Origin of the sequence: Agrobacterium sp. CCNWLW155, from assembly GCF_036888815.1 — a bacterium.
Taxonomy (GTDB): domain Bacteria; phylum Pseudomonadota; class Alphaproteobacteria; order Rhizobiales; family Rhizobiaceae; genus Agrobacterium; species Agrobacterium radiobacter.
Genome location: NZ_JBAKFW010000005.1, coordinates 309,757 through 325,994 on the forward strand (window position 1 = coordinate 309,757; position 16,238 = coordinate 325,994).

The following is a 16,238-nucleotide window of genomic DNA, read 5'->3' on the forward strand; positions in this document are numbered from 1 at the left end:
TCTGGCTTAAATGCCATATACTTGTCCAGTACTGTTTGTTGTACAGACCATTTTGAACGGCGTGAAGCGCCATTTATCTCAGGCACTTCATAAAAAGCACCGCCACACGGCTTCGATTCCGTGTGGCGGCGCCCGTTTCGTCGTCAGCCGCGCTTGCGCAGGGTCCGCGTGCCGGTGTCGACGAGGTTTTGCGCCGCTTCATCCACGCTGGCGCGGCCGAAGGCGAGCGAATCGGCGATGGGACGCATCACGCCACGGTCAAACTCGTTGGCGCCGATCGGGGCGGGTTCCGGATAGGAATCGAGCTTGCCCGACAGGCTTTCGATATAATCCACCGTCTTGCGCTCGGTCTCGTTGAGGCTCGGCAACAATGCTTCCCGCACGACCTTGGCCGGCGGCACGCCACGCTCGACGCCGAGCACCTTGCCCGCCTCGAGATCATTGACGAAGAAGTTGATGAATTTCGCCGCCGCCTCCGCATTGGTCGAGGTGGACGAAATGGACCAGATAAGGCCCGGCCGGTAATAGTGCCCGGTCGGCTTGCCCGCCCCCTCACCCGGCAGCATACCGATGGACAGCGTCTGTTTATTGAGCTTCTGATAACCGACCAGCTGGTTGGAATAGGCAAAACCAATGGCCGAATTGCCAAGCGTCAGGGCGTTGGATTCGATGGTATTGTCGTCACGCGTCTGGATATCGGCGGAAACGCAGAGCTTGTTCTCGCGCAGGTCCTCCCAATAGGCGAACCATTCCTTCGCATCTTCCTTGTTGAAGCCGATGGTGCCGTCCTGAAACAGAAGCTTGCCGCGCTGGCGCAGCCAGACATCGAAAACATAATGATAACGCGCACCATAGGGCACAGCCCAATAGTTTCGTTTTGCCGGGCCGTTCTTCTTGAAATCACGCGCCAGTTCCGCCAGCGCCTTCCAGGTGATCTGATCCTGCGGCACGGAAACGCCGGCTTCCTTCAGCGTATCGGCGTCATACATCATGCAGAAGGAATTCAGCCCGAGGCCGACGCCGTAAAGCTTGCCATCGATACGGCAGAGATCGACCTCGCTTTTGCCGAAGGTGGAAAGATCAAGCGACTTGCCGACGAACTGGTCCAGCTCCATGCAGGCGCCACGGCCGGAATAATCGGCAATGGTGGAAGGTTCGAGCTGGAAGATGTCGGCGACGTTCCGTCCCGCCATCGATGTCGCGAGCTTGGTCCAGTAATCGGAACCGGCGATCATTTCACCGCTGATCTCCGTCTGCGGGTTCGCCTTCTGGTAAAGGGCGATCACGTCGTTGGTGCGCTTGCTGCGGTCGGCAGATCCCCACCATACGCAGCGAAGCCTCGTCTCAGCCGCAGCCGCGCGAAAACCGCCCGCCGCCACGCCGAGACCGGCCAGCGCCGCCGTCACCAAAAATCCACGTCTGTCGATAGTTTGCATCTGCTCCTCCCGCGTTTTGCAAATTTTTCACTGACTACTTAAATTCTTGCAAATTTTCTTAGTTTGCAATATTTGCATCATAATAGATTTTTTTGCAAGCGCAGGAGACGATATGAACGATACGCCCGACATCAGCCGCCCGCGCCAGTCGGATATCGCCCAGCGCGCCGGCGTTTCCATCAGCACCGTTTCGCGGGTTCTCGCAGGGGAAAAGGGCATCAGCGCATCCATCCAGACCAAGGTTCTGGGGGTGGCGGCGGAGCTTGGTTATCCATTGCGACCAGTCACGACCCAGACCGGGGGCGTGCCGCTGGAGGGCAAGAAAATCCTTGCGCTCATGTCCGCCGAAAGGGCGACCGGCGATATCGGCGCTTTTTATCACGATATTTTCGACATGCTGCGCAGCCTTGCCCAGACGGATGGCTTCGAACTCGATATCAGGCTTCTGCACCAGAAGCAGATCGACGACGCCCTGACCCAGCGGGTCTGCGAGGTGGACGGTCTTCTCGCCATCGGCCTCGATCCCGAGGACGAAATCATCCACCGCATCACGCAGGGTGTGCTGCAACCGGTTCTGGTCAACAGCGCCGATCCCTCGATGATGCTGGATTGCGTCTCGCCTTCCAATTTTTACGGCGGTGCGCTGGCGGCGCGGCGGCTTCTGGAACTCGGCCATCGCAAGGTCGCCTATATCGGCCCGCATCATCGCCACACCATAAGGGAGCGTATGCGCGGCTTTCGCCATACGATCCTCGAGGAAGGGGGCGCGACCTATGAGGAGTTTCTGCTTTCGACGGCGGATAGCGGTTTCGGACAGGCAGGCGATGCGGTTCGTCAGCTATTGGCCAAAAACCCTGAACTCACCGGCATTTTCTGCATGAATGACGCGATTGCGCTGGGTGCGCTTGGGGCGGCGCAGGAGCTTGGGCTCGGCGTGCCGGATGATCTTTCCATCATCGGCTTCGACGACCTGCCCTTTGCCGAACTCTCCACGCCCCGTCTCAGCACAATCCGGGTCGATCGTCGCGAAATCGCCCGTGAGGCGGTGGAACTGATGCGCCGCCGGCTGACGGAACCTTCCGCCAATGCCCGCCAGGTGCAGCTTGGCGTGCAGCTGGTGGAAGGACAGACGGCCGGCAAAGCGAAAAAGACGGGAAAGGCGACACGCGATGCATGACACCATGACCAGGCTCAATATGGCCAGATTTAATCCGCTGCATGGTAATCCGCTCAAAAGCCGCGCCGATGTCCGGCGGGCGCTGGATGACAGTTTCGCGCCGCTTCTTCCCTATTTTTCGCAGGGCGGCGCAAGAGTGACGCTCAGCGGGGCCGCCGCGCATTTCGACCGGGCGGCGGCGGATCTGGAAGGTTTCGCCCGTCCGCTCTGGGGCATCGCCCCGCTTGCGCTCAGCGGCGATCATTTCGACCATTGGCCGCTTCTGGCGCAGGGAATAGCCAACGGCACCGATCCCTCCCATCCCGAATATTGGGGTGACGTGCGCCAGAAGGACCAGCGGTTGGTGGAGCTTGCCGCAATCGGGTTTGCGCTGCGGCTTGCGCCTCAACACCTGTGGGAACCGCTGTCCGACGTGCAGAAAGACAATGTGCGCCGTTATCTGCTGACGGCGCGCGAACGCAATTACGCCGATAATAACTGGAAGTTTTTCCGGGTGATGGTCGATATGGCCCTTGATCATCTCGGCATCGATTTCGACCGCAGCCTGACCGAGACATTCCAGAAGGAACTGGACGAGTTTTATATCGCTGACGGCTGGTATCGCGATGGCAACTACCGCCGCATCGATCACTACATCGCCTTCGCCATGCATTTTTACGGCCTGATCTACGCGAAGCTCAGCAAGCCTGATGATGCCTATGCCGAACGCTACCGCGAGCGCGCTCGCCTCTTCGCCGGCGATTTCGCCAGCTGGTTCGATGAGGATGGCGGCACACTCGCCTTCGGGCGCTCCATGACCTATCGTTTCGCCTGCGGCGGCTTCTGGGCCGGCCTTGCCTTTGCCGATGAGGAGGCGCTGCCCTGGGGCGAGATCAAGGGGCTTTATCTGCAGCATCTGCGCTGGTGGGCGAAAAAGCCGATTGCCGACCGCGACGGCGTGCTCTCCATCGGTTATGCCTATCCGCAGCTCACCATGTCTGAGAGCTATAATTCGGCGGGCTCGCCCTACTGGGCCTTCAAGGCCTTTCTGCCGCTGGCCCTGCCGGAAAGCCACCCCTTCTGGCAGGCGGAGGAAAAACTGCCTGACACATCCGCAAGACCAAGGCCGCTCGTTCATCCCGGCATGGTGATGATGCGGGCGACAGGCAATGTCACGGCGCTTTCCAGCGGTCAGGAAAACCTTTCCATGCGCGGTGGGCCGGAAAAATATGCCAAATTCGCCTATTCCTCGCGTTATGGTTTCGGCGTGGAAGTGGATGAGCGCGGCTTCCGCACCAATGGTTTCGACAATATGCTGGCCTTTTCCGAAGACGGCCTGCATTACCGCGTGCGCGAGACCAACGAAAAGGTTCTGCTGGCGGGAGAAAGCCTGCGGGCGACATGGAAGCCGTTCCCCGATGTCGACGTTGAAACCACGCTGGTTGCGGCCGGTGACTGGCATGTCAGGCTGCACCGGATCACGTCGACCCGCCCCCTTTCGGTGACCGAAGGCGGCTTCGCCATCAACCGCAACGACGGCGACCGCGACGTCGTGAGCGAAGAGACCGGCCGGGCGACAGCCGATTGCGGCACCGACATATCCGCCATCATCGATATCGGCTCCAGCATGACCCGTCACGGCGTGGCGCTGAAGGCGCTGCCCAACACAAATCTCATCAACGCCAAGACCACGGTGCCGCAATTGCGGGGCGAGATTCCGGCGGGCGAAACCCTGCTTGCCTGCGCGGTCTTTGCCGGGGTGGCCGGGCCAGAAAGCGAAAAAGCGTTGGCGATGGTTCCGGCACTTCCGGATATGGGGGCGCTCGACCGCCTGTTTGCGGAACAGGGTGTTCCGGTCAGCAGCATGGCGGCCACGGGAGAGCCGCAATGACGAGCCCGCTTCCGCGTCTCAGCCTCGCCATGGACCCGGAGCGAACCCAGCATGTGCTGACACCGCAGGCGTTCGAAAGGCTGTCACAGAGCGTCGAGATTCTCGACACAGGGCGAATCTGCGATTTCCACGCCGCTTCAGTAAAGGAGCAGCTGGCGCGGACGGATATTCTTCTGACCGGCTGGGGCTGTCCGGATATCGGCGCGCGGGAACTGGCGCTGATGCCGCGTCTCAGGCTGATCTCCCATGCCGCCGGCACGGTCAAATATTTCCTGTCGCAAGCGGTGTTTGATCGCGGCATTACCGTGTGCAGCGCGGCGGAGGCGAATGCGCAGCCGGTCGCCGAATTTTCGCTGGCAATGATCCTGCTGGCCGGCAAGCGCACTTTCGGCTTCCGACGTCTTTATCTGGAGCATCGCGACCGCGCGCCTGTCGAGCGATTGCAGGCGCAGGCCATCGGCAATCTCGGCCTGACGGTCGGCATCGTCGGCGCATCGCGCATCGGACGCCGCGTCATCAATCTGTTGCAACCGTTCGATCTCAACCTCATCCTTTTCGATCCGCTCCTGAGCGTCGCGGAGGCGGAAAAGCTCGGTGTGCGTCTTGTCTCGCTCGAGGAACTGATGGCGGTGAGTGATGTCATCTCCCTGCATGCGCCCTCCCTGCCGCAGACACGGCATATGATCGGCGCGGCAGCGCTTGCCCGCATGAAGGACGGCGCAACCCTGATCAACACGGCGCGCGGCGCACTGGTGGATGAAGACGCGCTTCTGGCCGAACTGAAAACCGGACGCATCGAAGCCGTCATCGACGTCACCGACCCGGAAGTGCCGCCACCGGAGTCACCCTTTTACAGCCTGCCGAACGTCTTTCTGACGCCGCATATCGCCGGCGCCACCGGCCTTGAACGTGCAAGGCTCGGCGACATGGCAATTGCCGAAATCGAACGCTTCTGCCGCGCAGCGCCATTGCAACAGCAGGTGCGGCCGGAACATCTGGAACTGATCGCATGAGAATGTTTGAGCCGGGCCTCTGCTCCGTCACCTTCCGCTCCCTGTCGGTGCAGGCCGTCATCGACCTTGCCGCCGCAAATGGCATCAGGGCAATCGAATGGGGCGCGGATATCCATGTGCCGTCAGGCGACCTTGCCAATGCAAGGGATGTGGCGGCGCGGACGGCGAAAGCGGGCCTCGTCGTCTCTTCCTACGGCTCCTACATTTTCGCACCCGATTTTTCGCCCGAGGACATGACCGCCGTGCTGGAAACAGCAAAGGCGCTCGGCACCGGCCATATCCGCATCTGGCCGGGCCAGCGCAAACGCCCCTCCACGGATTATTCGCCCTCGGAACGCCGCGCGGCAACGGAGGCGCTGGCGTCAATCGCCCGCCGGGCGGAAGACTATGGCATGACGATCGGCCTCGAATATCACCCCAATTCGCTGACCGACACCCTGCCCTCGGCCCTGCAGCTGGCGCAGGATCTGGCCGCACCCAACCTTTTCTTCTACTGGCAACCCGCACCCGGCCTGCCGCTGGACGATGCACTTGCGGAAATATCCGCACTCGGCTCGCGCATCTGTCATCTTCACGTCTTCGCCTGGCTTGCCGACGCCAGCCGCCTGCCGCTTGCCGAGCGCACGGACTACTGGCGGGCCTGCATTGATGCGCTGCCGGAAAGCGCTTGGAAAAAGACGGGCTATGCGATGCTGGAATTCGTCAAAGGTGACGACGTCGGGCAGTTTTCGGCAGATGCGGTGATGCTGCGGCGAATTCTTGCCGGTTCGTAGAACCGCTTTTTCCCTTATCAAAAACCAATGCGGCGAACTAAAAACTCGCTGTCCGTCACAGAGCGTCCTGCGGTCCTCATCCCTGTGCCCGTCACAGGAATGAGGGGAGGGTTTGCCTCCCCCATCCGGTTCTGCACCTTATATCCGCCGCCCATCCGCCCCGAACAGATGCGTCTTCGAAAGATCAAAGGCAAAGGGAATTGTCTCACCGATGCGGATTTGGCGCTGGCCGTCCAGCAGCACAGTGGCGGGCTGGCCGTCGGGGGTGTTGGTGTAAACCACCGTCGAGCCGCCGAGATGTTCCACGAGCTGGATAGAAGCTTCGCCGAGCGAGGATTGCGCCTGCGGGTTCACATGTTCGGGACGCACACCGAAGGTGAGCGGCTCGCCCTGCGCAGCCGCGACGGGCTTTTCCAGCACGATGCGCTGGCCGGCCACCTCGATGGTGCGGTTGGAACTGTCCCCTGCAGCCACTTTTGCGGAGAGGAAATTCATTTTCGGCGAACCGATGAAGCCTGCCACGAACTGGTTGGCCGGATTGTTGTAGAGATCGAGCGGGCGGCCGACCTGCATGATGCGGCCGTCACGCAGCACCACGATCTTGTCGGCCATGGTCATGGCCTCCACCTGGTCATGCGTCACATAGATCATGGTACTGCCCAGCGTCTGGTGCAACTTGGCGATTTCGACGCGCATCTGCACGCGCAGTTCGGCATCGAGGTTGGACAAAGGCTCGTCGAAGAGGAAGATTTTCGGCTCGCGCACGATGGCGCGGCCGATGGCCACACGCTGGCGCTGACCGCCCGAAAGCGCCTTCGGCTTGCGCTGCAACAGCGGGCCGATCTGCAGGATATCGGCGGCCTTCTGCACCCGCGCCTCGACTTCCGGTTTCTTGTAGCCTGCCGTTTCGAGACCGAAGGCGAGGTTCTTGTAGACGCTCATATGCGGATAGAGCGCATAGGACTGGAAGACCATGGCGATGCCGCGCTTGGAGGCGGCTGTTTCGTTGACCCTTTCGCCGTCGATACGAAGATCACCTTCCGAGATTTCCTCCAGACCGGCGATCATGCGCAGAAGCGTGGACTTGCCGCAGCCCGAGGGGCCGACGAAGACGGTGAACTCACCCGGCTCGATCTTGAGGTCGATGCCGTGAACGACCGGAAAGGCGCCGAACCGCTTGACGATTTTTTCCAGAGTAATGCTGCTTGCCATGCTGTTTCTCCCGACTGCCGCGCCGCATTCAGGGCGGCAGCGACAGTGTTGATTGTCTTAAAATGCGTTCCCGATCCGGGTTCCGTTCAGCGTTTCATGCCCGTGGTGGCGATGCCTTCGATCAGCAGCCTCTGGAAGAACAGGAAGAACAGGAAGACCGGCACCAGTGACAGGTTGGACATAGCGAAAAGCGAGGTCCAGTCCGAGCTGCCGGTGGAATCCACGAAGGATCTGAGACCGAGCTGCACGGTGTAGGTGTTGATGTCGTTCAGATAGATCAGCGGCCCGAAGAAATCGTCCCAGGTCCAGATGAAGGAAAAGATGGCGGCGGTGGCCAGCACCGGCAGCGACAAAGGCAGCATGATCTTCCAGTAGATGCGGAAGGGTGAGCAACCGTCCATGACAGCCGCCTCATCCAGCTCACGCGGGATGCCACGGAAGAACTGCACCATCAGGAAAATGAAGAAGGCGTCCGTCGCCAGATATTTCGGCACGATCAGCGGCAGCGAGGTGTTCACCCAGCCCATTTCCAGAAACAGGATATATTGCGGGATGAGCACGACGTGATAGGGCAGCATAAGCGTGCCGAGCATCAGCGCGAACCAGAAATTGCGCCCGCCGAAGCGGAGGCGGGCGAAAGCGAAGGCGGCAAGCGAGCAGCCGACGACATTACCGATGGTGGCGAGTATCGAGATGAAGAAGGAGTTCCAGAAGAACTGCCCGAAGCTCACCTGCAGCCCCGTCCAGCCGCGAATATAACCGCCGAAATCGACTGCCGAGGGAATGAGCGAGGAAGAGCCGAAAAGCTCGTCCTGCGGCCGGAAGGAACCTGATATCATCCACAGGATCGGATAGAGCATCGCGAAGGACGCGATGATCAGAGCCGTGTGGAGCATCACCGATTTCAGCGGTGAACGTTGCGGGCCTTGTCCCGGCCGGGGGGCGGTAACAGCATCAGTCATCGTAGTGCACCCAGTATTTCGCGCTGAGGAACGAGAAGGCCGTGAACAGCGAGATGATGATCACCAAAATCCAGGCAAGCGCCGAGGCATAACCCATGCGGAAGAAACCGAAGGCTTCCTGGTAGAGATAAAGCGTATAAAACAGCGTCGAGTTGATCGGCCCGCCGGTGCCTTCGGAAATGATGAAGGCGGGGGTGAAGGCCTTGAAGGCGTCGATCGTCTGGATGACCGCGTTAAAGAAGATGACAGGCGTCAAAAGCGGCAGCGTAATGCGGAAGAATTGCCGCACCTTGCTAGCACCGTCGATTTCGGCGGCCTCGTACATATCCTGCGGGATCTGTCTCAGACCCGCGAGAAAGATGATCATCGGAGAACCGAACTGCCAGACGGACAGGATGACCAGCGTGTAGATCGAGTAATCCGGATTGGAAATCCAGCTCGGCCCTTCATAACCGAAAGCCTGCCACAGGATCATGTTGACGAGACCATCAGAGGCGAAAAGCTGGCGCCAGAGCACGGCAATCGCGACGCTCGAACCCAGCAGCGATGGCAGATAGAAGATCGCCCGATAAAGCGTCAGGCCCTTGATGCCGCGATTGAAGGCGAGCGCCACCAGAAGCGCGAAGATCAGCTTCAGCGGCACCGACAGCAGCACATAGGTAAAGGTGACCTGCATGGCGGCGGCGAATTTGGGGTCGGCGGTAGCGATGCGCACATAATTGGCCGCCCCCACCCAGTCCGGCGACTGCAACAGGTCGTAATTGGTGAACGACAGATAAAGCGACGCGAGCGCGGGGCCGAGGGTGAGGCCGAAGAAGCCAATCAGCCAGGGCAGGAGAAACAGATAGGCGTGAACGTTGCGGTCGAAAATCCGCTTCACACCGCCCCGTTTCGGGAGAGCCGCGCCACGGCTCTCCTCTACAAGAGTTTCAGATCGAAAGGCCATAAACCATCACTTCCGTTTGATAACGGTTTCGGATTCCTTGACGAGGCGGTCACCGCCCTCTTCCGGCGTGATCTTGCCGAAACCGACTTCCTCCGCCGTGCGTTTGAGGACAAAGGCGAATTCGCCCGCGCCCGGAGGCGGTGCCGGCGGCAGATCGCCGACGCCGGGGGTAATCTCGGCGATATAGTCCACCATGATCTTGCTGACCTCGTCGAGCTTGCTGCTCAGCTGGTTGCGCATGGATTCCGATGCCGGAACGCCGCGCTCGACGCCGAGAATGTCGATACCCTGCGGTTCCGCAACGAGGAAATTAATGAAGCCGACAGCCTGCTCAATGCCGGGGCTGCCATTGGCGACACTGATGAGCATGGAAGGTTTCAGGTAATGGCCGGAAGGGCCATCCTTCGTGCTCTTCGGATAGGAGCTTATGGCAAGCTTGGACTTGTTGAGCTTCTGATAACCGACAAACTGGTTGGAATGGGCAAATGCGGTTGCCGCCTTGCCCGTCGTCAGCGGGTTCGTTTCGATGTTGAGCTGGTCAAGCGCCTGCACATCGGCGGGCACACAGGCGCCGCTCTTGCGCAGATCCGCCCACAGGGTGAACCACTTGGTCGCATCGGTCGGATCAAAGCCAATGCCGCCATCCTGCGTGTAGAGCGACTTGCCGTTCTGGCGCAGCCAGTTTTCAAAGCTCGGCTCCACGCCGCTGGCGTCGGCCGTCGCGTAATAACCGGGCTTCGGCTTGTTCTTGCTGAGCTTGGCGGCGTTTTCGGCAAACTCTTCCCAGGTCTGGCCGATCGCTGGCGGCGTTGCGCCTGATTTCTCCCAGGCTGCCTTATCGAAGAAGACAGCGCTGGAATTGACACCGAGATTGATGCCGTAGAGCTTGCCATCAACCCGGCCGGAATCGATGTTCATCTTGCCGAAATCTTCGATCTTCAGGTCCTTGCCGATATAGTCATCCAGCGGCGCAAGCGCGCCGCGGCGGCCATATTCGAAGATGTAGCGATAATCCATCTGGATCAGGTCAGGCGCATTGCGGCCGGCAACCTGCGTTGCAAGGCGCGGCCAGTAATCGCTCCAGCCCGCGAATTCACCGGCAATGTCGAGATCCGGCTTGACCTGCTTATAGGCTGCTATCGCCTTGTTGGTGCGATCGGCGCGCTCCTGCGAACCCCACCACAACATGCGAAGGCGCGCGGCCTGAGCCTGCGCCGAACCCCCTCCCAATGTTGCAAGCGACAGGGCCGCAAGCCCTGCTGAAAGCACACCTCTCCTCTGAAGCATCACGGGCATTGGCAACTCCTCCCTATTGACTGCCAATTGATGATGAACGTAAACGACACTTGCCGTTTTATAACTAATTGGTTACATGGGAACACTGATCGCAAACATTGTCAAGCGGGTGCTGAAATGGAAGAAACGACAAAAAACCAGCCGCTCGATCCGGCCGCGGAGAACACACCGTCGCCCAAGCGCAAACGCGCGACGGCACAGGTGCGAAACCCGGAAAGAACGCGCGCCGCCATTCTCGAAGCCGCCCGCCGTGAGGTGGCCGCCAAGGGGCTGGCAGGGGCGCGAATCGATGTTGTCGCCCGGCGTGCCGGCACCAACAAGCGGATGATCTACCATTATTTCGGCGACAAGGATGCGCTTTATCTCGCCGTTCTGGAAGACGCCTATCGCCATATCCGCCATACTGAAAGACGGCTTGACCTGACCCGCAAGGCTCCGTCGGAGGGCTTGCGCGAGCTTGCGCTTTTCACCTGGCACTACTTCCTCGACCATCCCGAATTCCTGAGCATCCTCGCCACGGAAAACCTCAATAAAGCCCGCTATCTCAGGCAATCTCCGACGATTGCGGCGATGCATTCGAATTTTATTTCGGAACTCGAGGACGTGCTGCGGCGGGGCAGCGACGCGGGCGAATTTCGTGATGGCCTCGATCCGATCGACGTCTATCTGACGATCGCCTCGCTTGGCGCCTTTTACCTGTCGAACCGTTTCACGCTGTCGACGATCTTCCAGCGCGACCTCACCGACCCTGCCGAGCTGGAACGCTGGGGCCAGCATATCGTCGATACCCTGCTTGCTGCAGTGCGGCCGGTCTGAGTCGGACGAACCGAATTCCTCTTTAACAACAGCGACGACGCGCCATTCGCATCCGCGAAGCGCGTCGTTTTCTTTTGCGGCGCGGTGGCGATACGTAAACGAGACAGTTCGCACAAGACGAATTTTTCCTGTCGAAAACACCTTGACAGATCGCATCCTTCACGACCACAAATAACCAAATGGTTACAAATTGCCATGTTTGACGGAAGCGGTTTTTCGGGAGAAGGCCGCCTTGGGAGGAAATTCATGAAACGTATCGGCGTCATCATGCACGGCATCACCGGCCGTATGGGTTACAACCAGCATCTCGTGCGCTCCGTTCTCGCCATCCGCGATCAGGGCGGCGTGCTTTTGAAGAACGGTGAAAGGGTCATGCTCGACCCCATTCTGGTCGGCCGCAACGGCGCAAAGATCGAGGAAATCGCCAAAAAGCACAATGTCGCGCGCTGGACGACCGACATCGACGCTGCACTCGCAAACCCCGATGACACACTGTTCTTCGATGCCGGCACGACGCAGATGCGCGGCAGCCTGCTGGAGAAGGCCATCAAGGCCGGCAAGAATGTCTATTGCGAAAAACCGATTTCCGACACGATGGAAGAGGCATTGGCCATTGCCCGGCTCGCCGAAAGCGCTGGCATCAAACATGGAGTGGTGCAGGACAAGCTGTTCCTGCCCGGCCTGCGCAAGCTCGCCATGCTGCGCGACAGCGGCTTTTTCGGCAAAATCCTCTCGGTGCGCGGCGAATTCGGCTACTGGGTTTTTGAAGGCGACTGGCAGCCGGCGCAGCGGCCCTCCTGGAATTACCGCCTGAAAGATGGCGGCGGCATCATTCTCGATATGCTGTGCCACTGGCGTTATGTGCTCGACAATCTGTTCGGGCCGGTGAAGTCCGTAAGCTGCCTCGGCGCCACCCATATCCCTGAACGTTTCGATGAGCATGGCCGCGCCTATAAGGCAGATGCGGACGATGCCGCTTATGCGACCTTCGAGCTGGAAGGCGGCGCCATTGCCCATATCAACTCCTCATGGGCGGTGCGGGTACGCCGCGACGACCTCGTCACCTTCCAGGTGGACGGCACCCATGGTTCGGCGGTGGCGGGCCTGACCAAATGCTTTACCCAGCACCGCACCAATACGCCGAAGCCGGTGTGGAATCCGGACCAGCCGCAGACCATCGATTTCTACAAGACCTGGCAGGAAGTGCCGGACAATGTCGTCTACGACAACGGCTTCAAGGCGCAGTGGGAAATGTTCGTGCGCCACCTCGTCGACAATGATCCTTGGCCCTATGGCCTCATGGAAGGTGTGAAGGGCGTGCAGCTTGCCGAACTTGGGCTGAGATCGTGGAAGGAACGCCGCTGGCTCGACGTTCCCGACCTTTCCTGAGGAGGCTGATGTGAGCGAGCTCAAGCTTCCGAAAGACGACCGCAGCATCGAGGTCTACAAACTCTCAGGCACGCCGGTCGCCGTTGAAAAACGAAGTGCTGCGGATTTCAACCGCGTCGCTTTCGCCGCCGCCCATGTGGTGGCCGATCCGCTTGCCGATAATGATCCGTGGCTTACCCCCGCCATCGACTGGGACGCCACGCTGCGCTTCCGTCACCGCCTGTGGGACCTCGGTCTCGGTGTCGCCGAGGCGATGGATACGGCGCAGCGCGGCATGGGGCTGGCGTGGCCGCAGGCGCAGGAACTCATCTCCCGTTCGCTGAAGGAAGCCGCCAGCCGCAAGGATGCGCTGATTGCCTGCGGGGTGGGCACCGACCATCTCAATGGCAGTGGTTACGACCTCAACAAGATTGTCGACTCTTACCTCGAACAGCTTGATTTTGTTCAGGGAGAAGGTGGACGCGTGATCCTGATGGCCAGCCGTGCGCTGGCCGCTGCCGCCCGCTCGCCGGATGATTATCTGAGGGCTTATGCCAGGGTTCTCTCCCGTGTGGAAGGAAAAGTGGTGATCCACTGGCTGGGCGAAATGTTCGACCCGGCGCTGGAGGGCTATTGGGGTTCGGGCGACCATATGACGGCCATGGAAACCTGCCTTGCCATGATCGAGGAGAATGCCGACAAGATCGACGGCATCAAGATTTCGCTTCTTTCCAAGGAAAAAGAAATCGTCATGCGCCGTCGCCTGCCGGCTGGCGTGCGCATGTATACCGGCGACGATTTCAACTATGCCGAACTGATCGCCGGCGACGAACAGGGCCATTCGGATGCGCTGCTCGGCATTTTCGACGCCATTGCGCCGGCCGCCTCCAAAGCGCTGGCCAGCCTGAAGCGTGGCGCGGACAATGAATTCTTCGACATTCTGGAGCCGACGGTGGCGCTTTCGCGTCATATCTTCAAGGCCCCGACCCGCTTCTACAAGACCGGTGTAGTGTTTCTCGCCTACCTCAACGGGTTACAGGACCATTTCACCATGGTTGGCGGCCAGGAAAGCACCCGCTCCACGCAGCATTTCTCCGAGCTTTTCCGGCTGGCGGACAAGGCCAATGTGCTTGCAGAGCCGGATCTGGCGACGCAGCGCATGAACGCGTTTCTCGCCGTCCGGGGTATCAGCTGAAACAGAATGAGGGGAGATACCGACATGAGCCTTGAAGGCCTTTCCATCAATTTCGCCACCGTGCGGCAGGGTGGCGATTTCGGCGCTATTGTCGATGCCTGCCTTGCGCACGGCATCACCGCCATCTCGCCCTGGCGCGAGCAGGTGCACGGTGTCGGGCTTGCCGAAGCCACCCGCATCGTCGAACGGAACGGGCTGCGTCTCAGCGGCCATTGCCGTGGCGGCTTTTTCCCCGCCCACGATGCCGAAGGCCGCCGCATCGCCATTGAGGACAATAAACGCGCCGTCGATGAAGCCGCCGCAATGAAAGCCGATTGCCTTGTGCTTGTCGTGGGCGGCCTGCCCGCCGGCTCGCGCGATCTGAAAGGTGCGCGGCAGATGGTGGAGGACGGCATGGCCGAACTGCTCCCCTATGCCCGCGCTGCCGGCGTACCGCTGGCCATCGAACCGCTTCATCCCTTCTATGCCGCTGACCGCGCCTGCTTCAACACGCTGAAACAGTCGCTCGATCTCTGCGACAGGTTGGGTTCGGGAACAGGCGTCGCCATCGATGTCTACCACGTCTGGTGGGACCCTGAACTGGAGGAGCAAGTGGCGCGTGCGGGAAAGAACGAGCAAATTCTGGCGCATCACATCTGCGACTGGCTGGTGCCTACCACCGATCCGCTCAATGATCGCGGCATGATGGGCGACGGCGTGATTGACCTCAAGGCATTTCGCGCCATGATCGAGGCAGCCGGCTTCCACGGCCCGCAGGAAGTGGAAATCTTTTCGCATCGCTGGCAGGCGCGGCCGGTAGACGAGGTCCTCGCCACCGTGGTGGAGCGTTTCAAGACTGTTTGTTGATATATCCGGGAGAGAGCAAATGCCTGAAAAGGTGAAACGCAAACGCTATGCGCTGGTCGGCACCGGCAATCGCGGCACCACCATGTGGGGCCGCGAATTGCTGGCCGGCTGGAGCGACTATGTCGAACTGGTCGGCATTTGCGACCTGAACCTGATGCGCGCCGAACGCGCCCGCGCCATGATGGGATCAAGCGCGCCGCTTTACGACGATTTCGACCGGATGATGGAAGAGCAGCGCCCGGAACTCGTCATCGTCTGCACGCCTGACGATACTCACGACGACATCATCATCCGCGCGCTGGAAGGCGGGGCCGATGTCATCAGCGAAAAGCCCATGACCACCACCCCGGAAAAGATTGACCGTATTCGCGCCGCGGAGGCGAAAAGCGGCCGCCGTGTGGATGTCTCCTTCAACTATCGTTTTTCTCCCACCGCCGCACGCATCAAGGAGCTGATCGATGAGGGTGCAATCGGCACCGTCACCTCGGTCGATTTTCACTGGTATCTCGATAACCAGCACGGCGCGGATTATTTCCGCCGCTGGCACGCCTTCACCGAACATTCCGGCAGCCTGTTCGTGCACAAGGCCACGCACCATTTCGATCTTCTGAACTGGTATCTCGATTCCGACCCCGTGGAGGTAAAGGGGTTCGGACAGTTGCTGCATTATGGCAAGAACGGCCCGTTCCGGGGAACACGCTGTCGCACCTGTCCACACAAAAACGAGTGCGATTATTTCATGGATCTGGGCGCCGATCCTTTCCTCGATGCTCTCTATGAGGACCCTTCGGCGGTGGACGGCTATATGCGCGATGCCTGCGTCTTCCGCGAGGAAATCGACATTCCCGACACCATGAGCGCCTCGATCCGCTATGCCAGCGGCGTGCAGGTCTCCTATTCGCTCAACACCTATATGCCGATCGAGGGCCACCATATTGCCTTCAACGGCCATAAAGGCCGTATCGAAATGCGCCAATATGAAAAGCAGCCCTGGACGGAGCCGCCGGCGGACGAAATCCTGCTGGTGAAAAGCTTCGGCGGCGGTGTTGAACGCATATGGGTGCCGCATGAGCCGGGCGGCCACTATGGCGGCGACAACCGCATGCGCGACATGATCTTCAAGCCGGGCTCGAACGACCGGCTGCGGCAGCGGGCGGGTTCGCGCGCCGGCGCCATGTCCGTTCTGACAGGCGTGGCCGCGCTGAAAAGCGCCCGTGAGGGCGGCACAGCGGCGGTGAAATCGCTGCCAGTTTAGCCGCGGCAGCCTGCGGCCTCGTCGACAGATGGGCCGCAGACGGCAATTACCAAAAAAGAACGGACGATATTCC

Annotated in this window: 14 protein-coding genes; 9 read left to right on the plus strand and 5 right to left on the minus strand. The window is 60.3% G+C overall.

Annotated elements, in window-relative coordinates; translation table 11 throughout:
- Positions 1-143 precede the first annotated feature (143 nt).
- Positions 144-1,436 (minus strand): ABC transporter substrate-binding protein, encoded by a 1,293-nt coding sequence (locus tag V6S97_RS16725; protein ID WP_026372429.1) that lies wholly within the window; start codon positions 1,434-1,436, stop codon positions 144-146.
- Positions 1,437-1,548: 112 nt separating this feature from the next.
- On the opposite strand from V6S97_RS16725, the gene V6S97_RS16720 reads away from it, so the two are divergent.
- From V6S97_RS16720 to V6S97_RS16705, 4 genes are read left to right on the plus strand one after another with little or no spacing between them, the layout of a single operon-like run.
- Positions 1,549-2,613, plus strand: a complete 1,065-nt coding sequence (locus V6S97_RS16720) for a LacI family DNA-binding transcriptional regulator (RefSeq protein WP_112278166.1) — start codon at positions 1,549-1,551, stop codon at positions 2,611-2,613.
- Positions 2,606-4,483, plus strand: coding sequence for a DUF2264 domain-containing protein (locus V6S97_RS16715; protein WP_112278165.1), 1,878 nt, complete (start codon positions 2,606-2,608; stop codon positions 4,481-4,483). Before V6S97_RS16720 ends, V6S97_RS16715 begins: the two co-directional genes overlap by 8 nt.
- The gene (locus tag V6S97_RS16710; protein WP_003508173.1) at positions 4,480-5,496 is read left to right on the plus strand and encodes a hydroxyacid dehydrogenase; all 1,017 of its coding nucleotides are present in this window, start codon (positions 4,480-4,482) and stop codon (positions 5,494-5,496) included. The genes V6S97_RS16715 and V6S97_RS16710 overlap by 4 nt, the downstream gene beginning before the upstream one ends.
- Positions 5,493-6,269 carry a sugar phosphate isomerase/epimerase family protein gene (locus V6S97_RS16705; RefSeq protein WP_099086915.1) on the plus strand — a complete coding sequence of 259 codons (777 nt, stop codon included), beginning with the start codon at positions 5,493-5,495 and terminating at the stop codon, positions 6,267-6,269. Before V6S97_RS16710 ends, V6S97_RS16705 begins: the two co-directional genes overlap by 4 nt.
- A gap of 138 nt (positions 6,270-6,407) precedes the next feature.
- On the opposite strand, the gene V6S97_RS16700 is transcribed toward V6S97_RS16705, so the two are convergent.
- From V6S97_RS16700 to V6S97_RS16685, 4 genes are all read right to left on the minus strand, one after another.
- Entirely contained in the window at positions 6,408-7,481 is a 1,074-nt protein-coding gene (locus tag V6S97_RS16700; RefSeq protein ID WP_003508161.1) for an ABC transporter ATP-binding protein, read from the minus strand.
- A gap of 86 nt (positions 7,482-7,567) precedes the next feature.
- Complete coding sequence (locus V6S97_RS16695; RefSeq protein ID WP_020810285.1) at positions 7,568-8,443, minus strand: carbohydrate ABC transporter permease; 876 nt, start codon at positions 8,441-8,443, stop codon at positions 7,568-7,570.
- A complete protein-coding gene (locus V6S97_RS16690) occupies positions 8,436-9,389 on the minus strand; it encodes a carbohydrate ABC transporter permease (protein WP_003508157.1) in 954 nt (317 codons plus the stop codon). The genes V6S97_RS16695 and V6S97_RS16690 overlap by 8 nt, the downstream gene beginning before the upstream one ends.
- 6 nt (positions 9,390-9,395) lie before the next feature.
- The gene (locus V6S97_RS16685) at positions 9,396-10,685 is read right to left on the minus strand and encodes an ABC transporter substrate-binding protein (protein ID WP_111821050.1); all 1,290 of its coding nucleotides are present in this window, start codon (positions 10,683-10,685) and stop codon (positions 9,396-9,398) included.
- Between the two features lie 117 nt (positions 10,686-10,802).
- Between V6S97_RS16685 and V6S97_RS16680 the strand changes: the two genes are divergently transcribed.
- From V6S97_RS16680 to V6S97_RS16660, 5 genes are all read left to right on the plus strand, one after another.
- Positions 10,803-11,501, plus strand: coding sequence for a TetR/AcrR family transcriptional regulator (locus V6S97_RS16680; protein ID WP_111821051.1), 699 nt, complete (start codon positions 10,803-10,805; stop codon positions 11,499-11,501).
- 246 nt (positions 11,502-11,747) lie between these two features.
- Positions 11,748-12,890, plus strand: a complete 1,143-nt coding sequence (locus V6S97_RS16675) for a Gfo/Idh/MocA family protein (RefSeq protein ID WP_162691921.1) — start codon at positions 11,748-11,750, stop codon at positions 12,888-12,890.
- A gap of 10 nt (positions 12,891-12,900) precedes the next feature.
- Positions 12,901-14,064: a dihydrodipicolinate synthase family protein gene (locus V6S97_RS16670; RefSeq protein WP_111821052.1), complete on the plus strand. Its 1,164-nt coding sequence runs from the start codon at positions 12,901-12,903 to the stop codon at positions 14,062-14,064.
- A gap of 24 nt (positions 14,065-14,088) precedes the next feature.
- Complete coding sequence (locus tag V6S97_RS16665) at positions 14,089-14,910, plus strand: sugar phosphate isomerase/epimerase family protein (protein ID WP_111821053.1); 822 nt, start codon at positions 14,089-14,091, stop codon at positions 14,908-14,910.
- A 19-nt stretch (positions 14,911-14,929) separates the two neighbouring features.
- Positions 14,930-16,165, plus strand: coding sequence for a Gfo/Idh/MocA family protein (locus V6S97_RS16660; protein WP_003508149.1), 1,236 nt, complete (start codon positions 14,930-14,932; stop codon positions 16,163-16,165).
- The last annotated feature ends 73 nt before the right edge of the window (positions 16,166-16,238 follow it).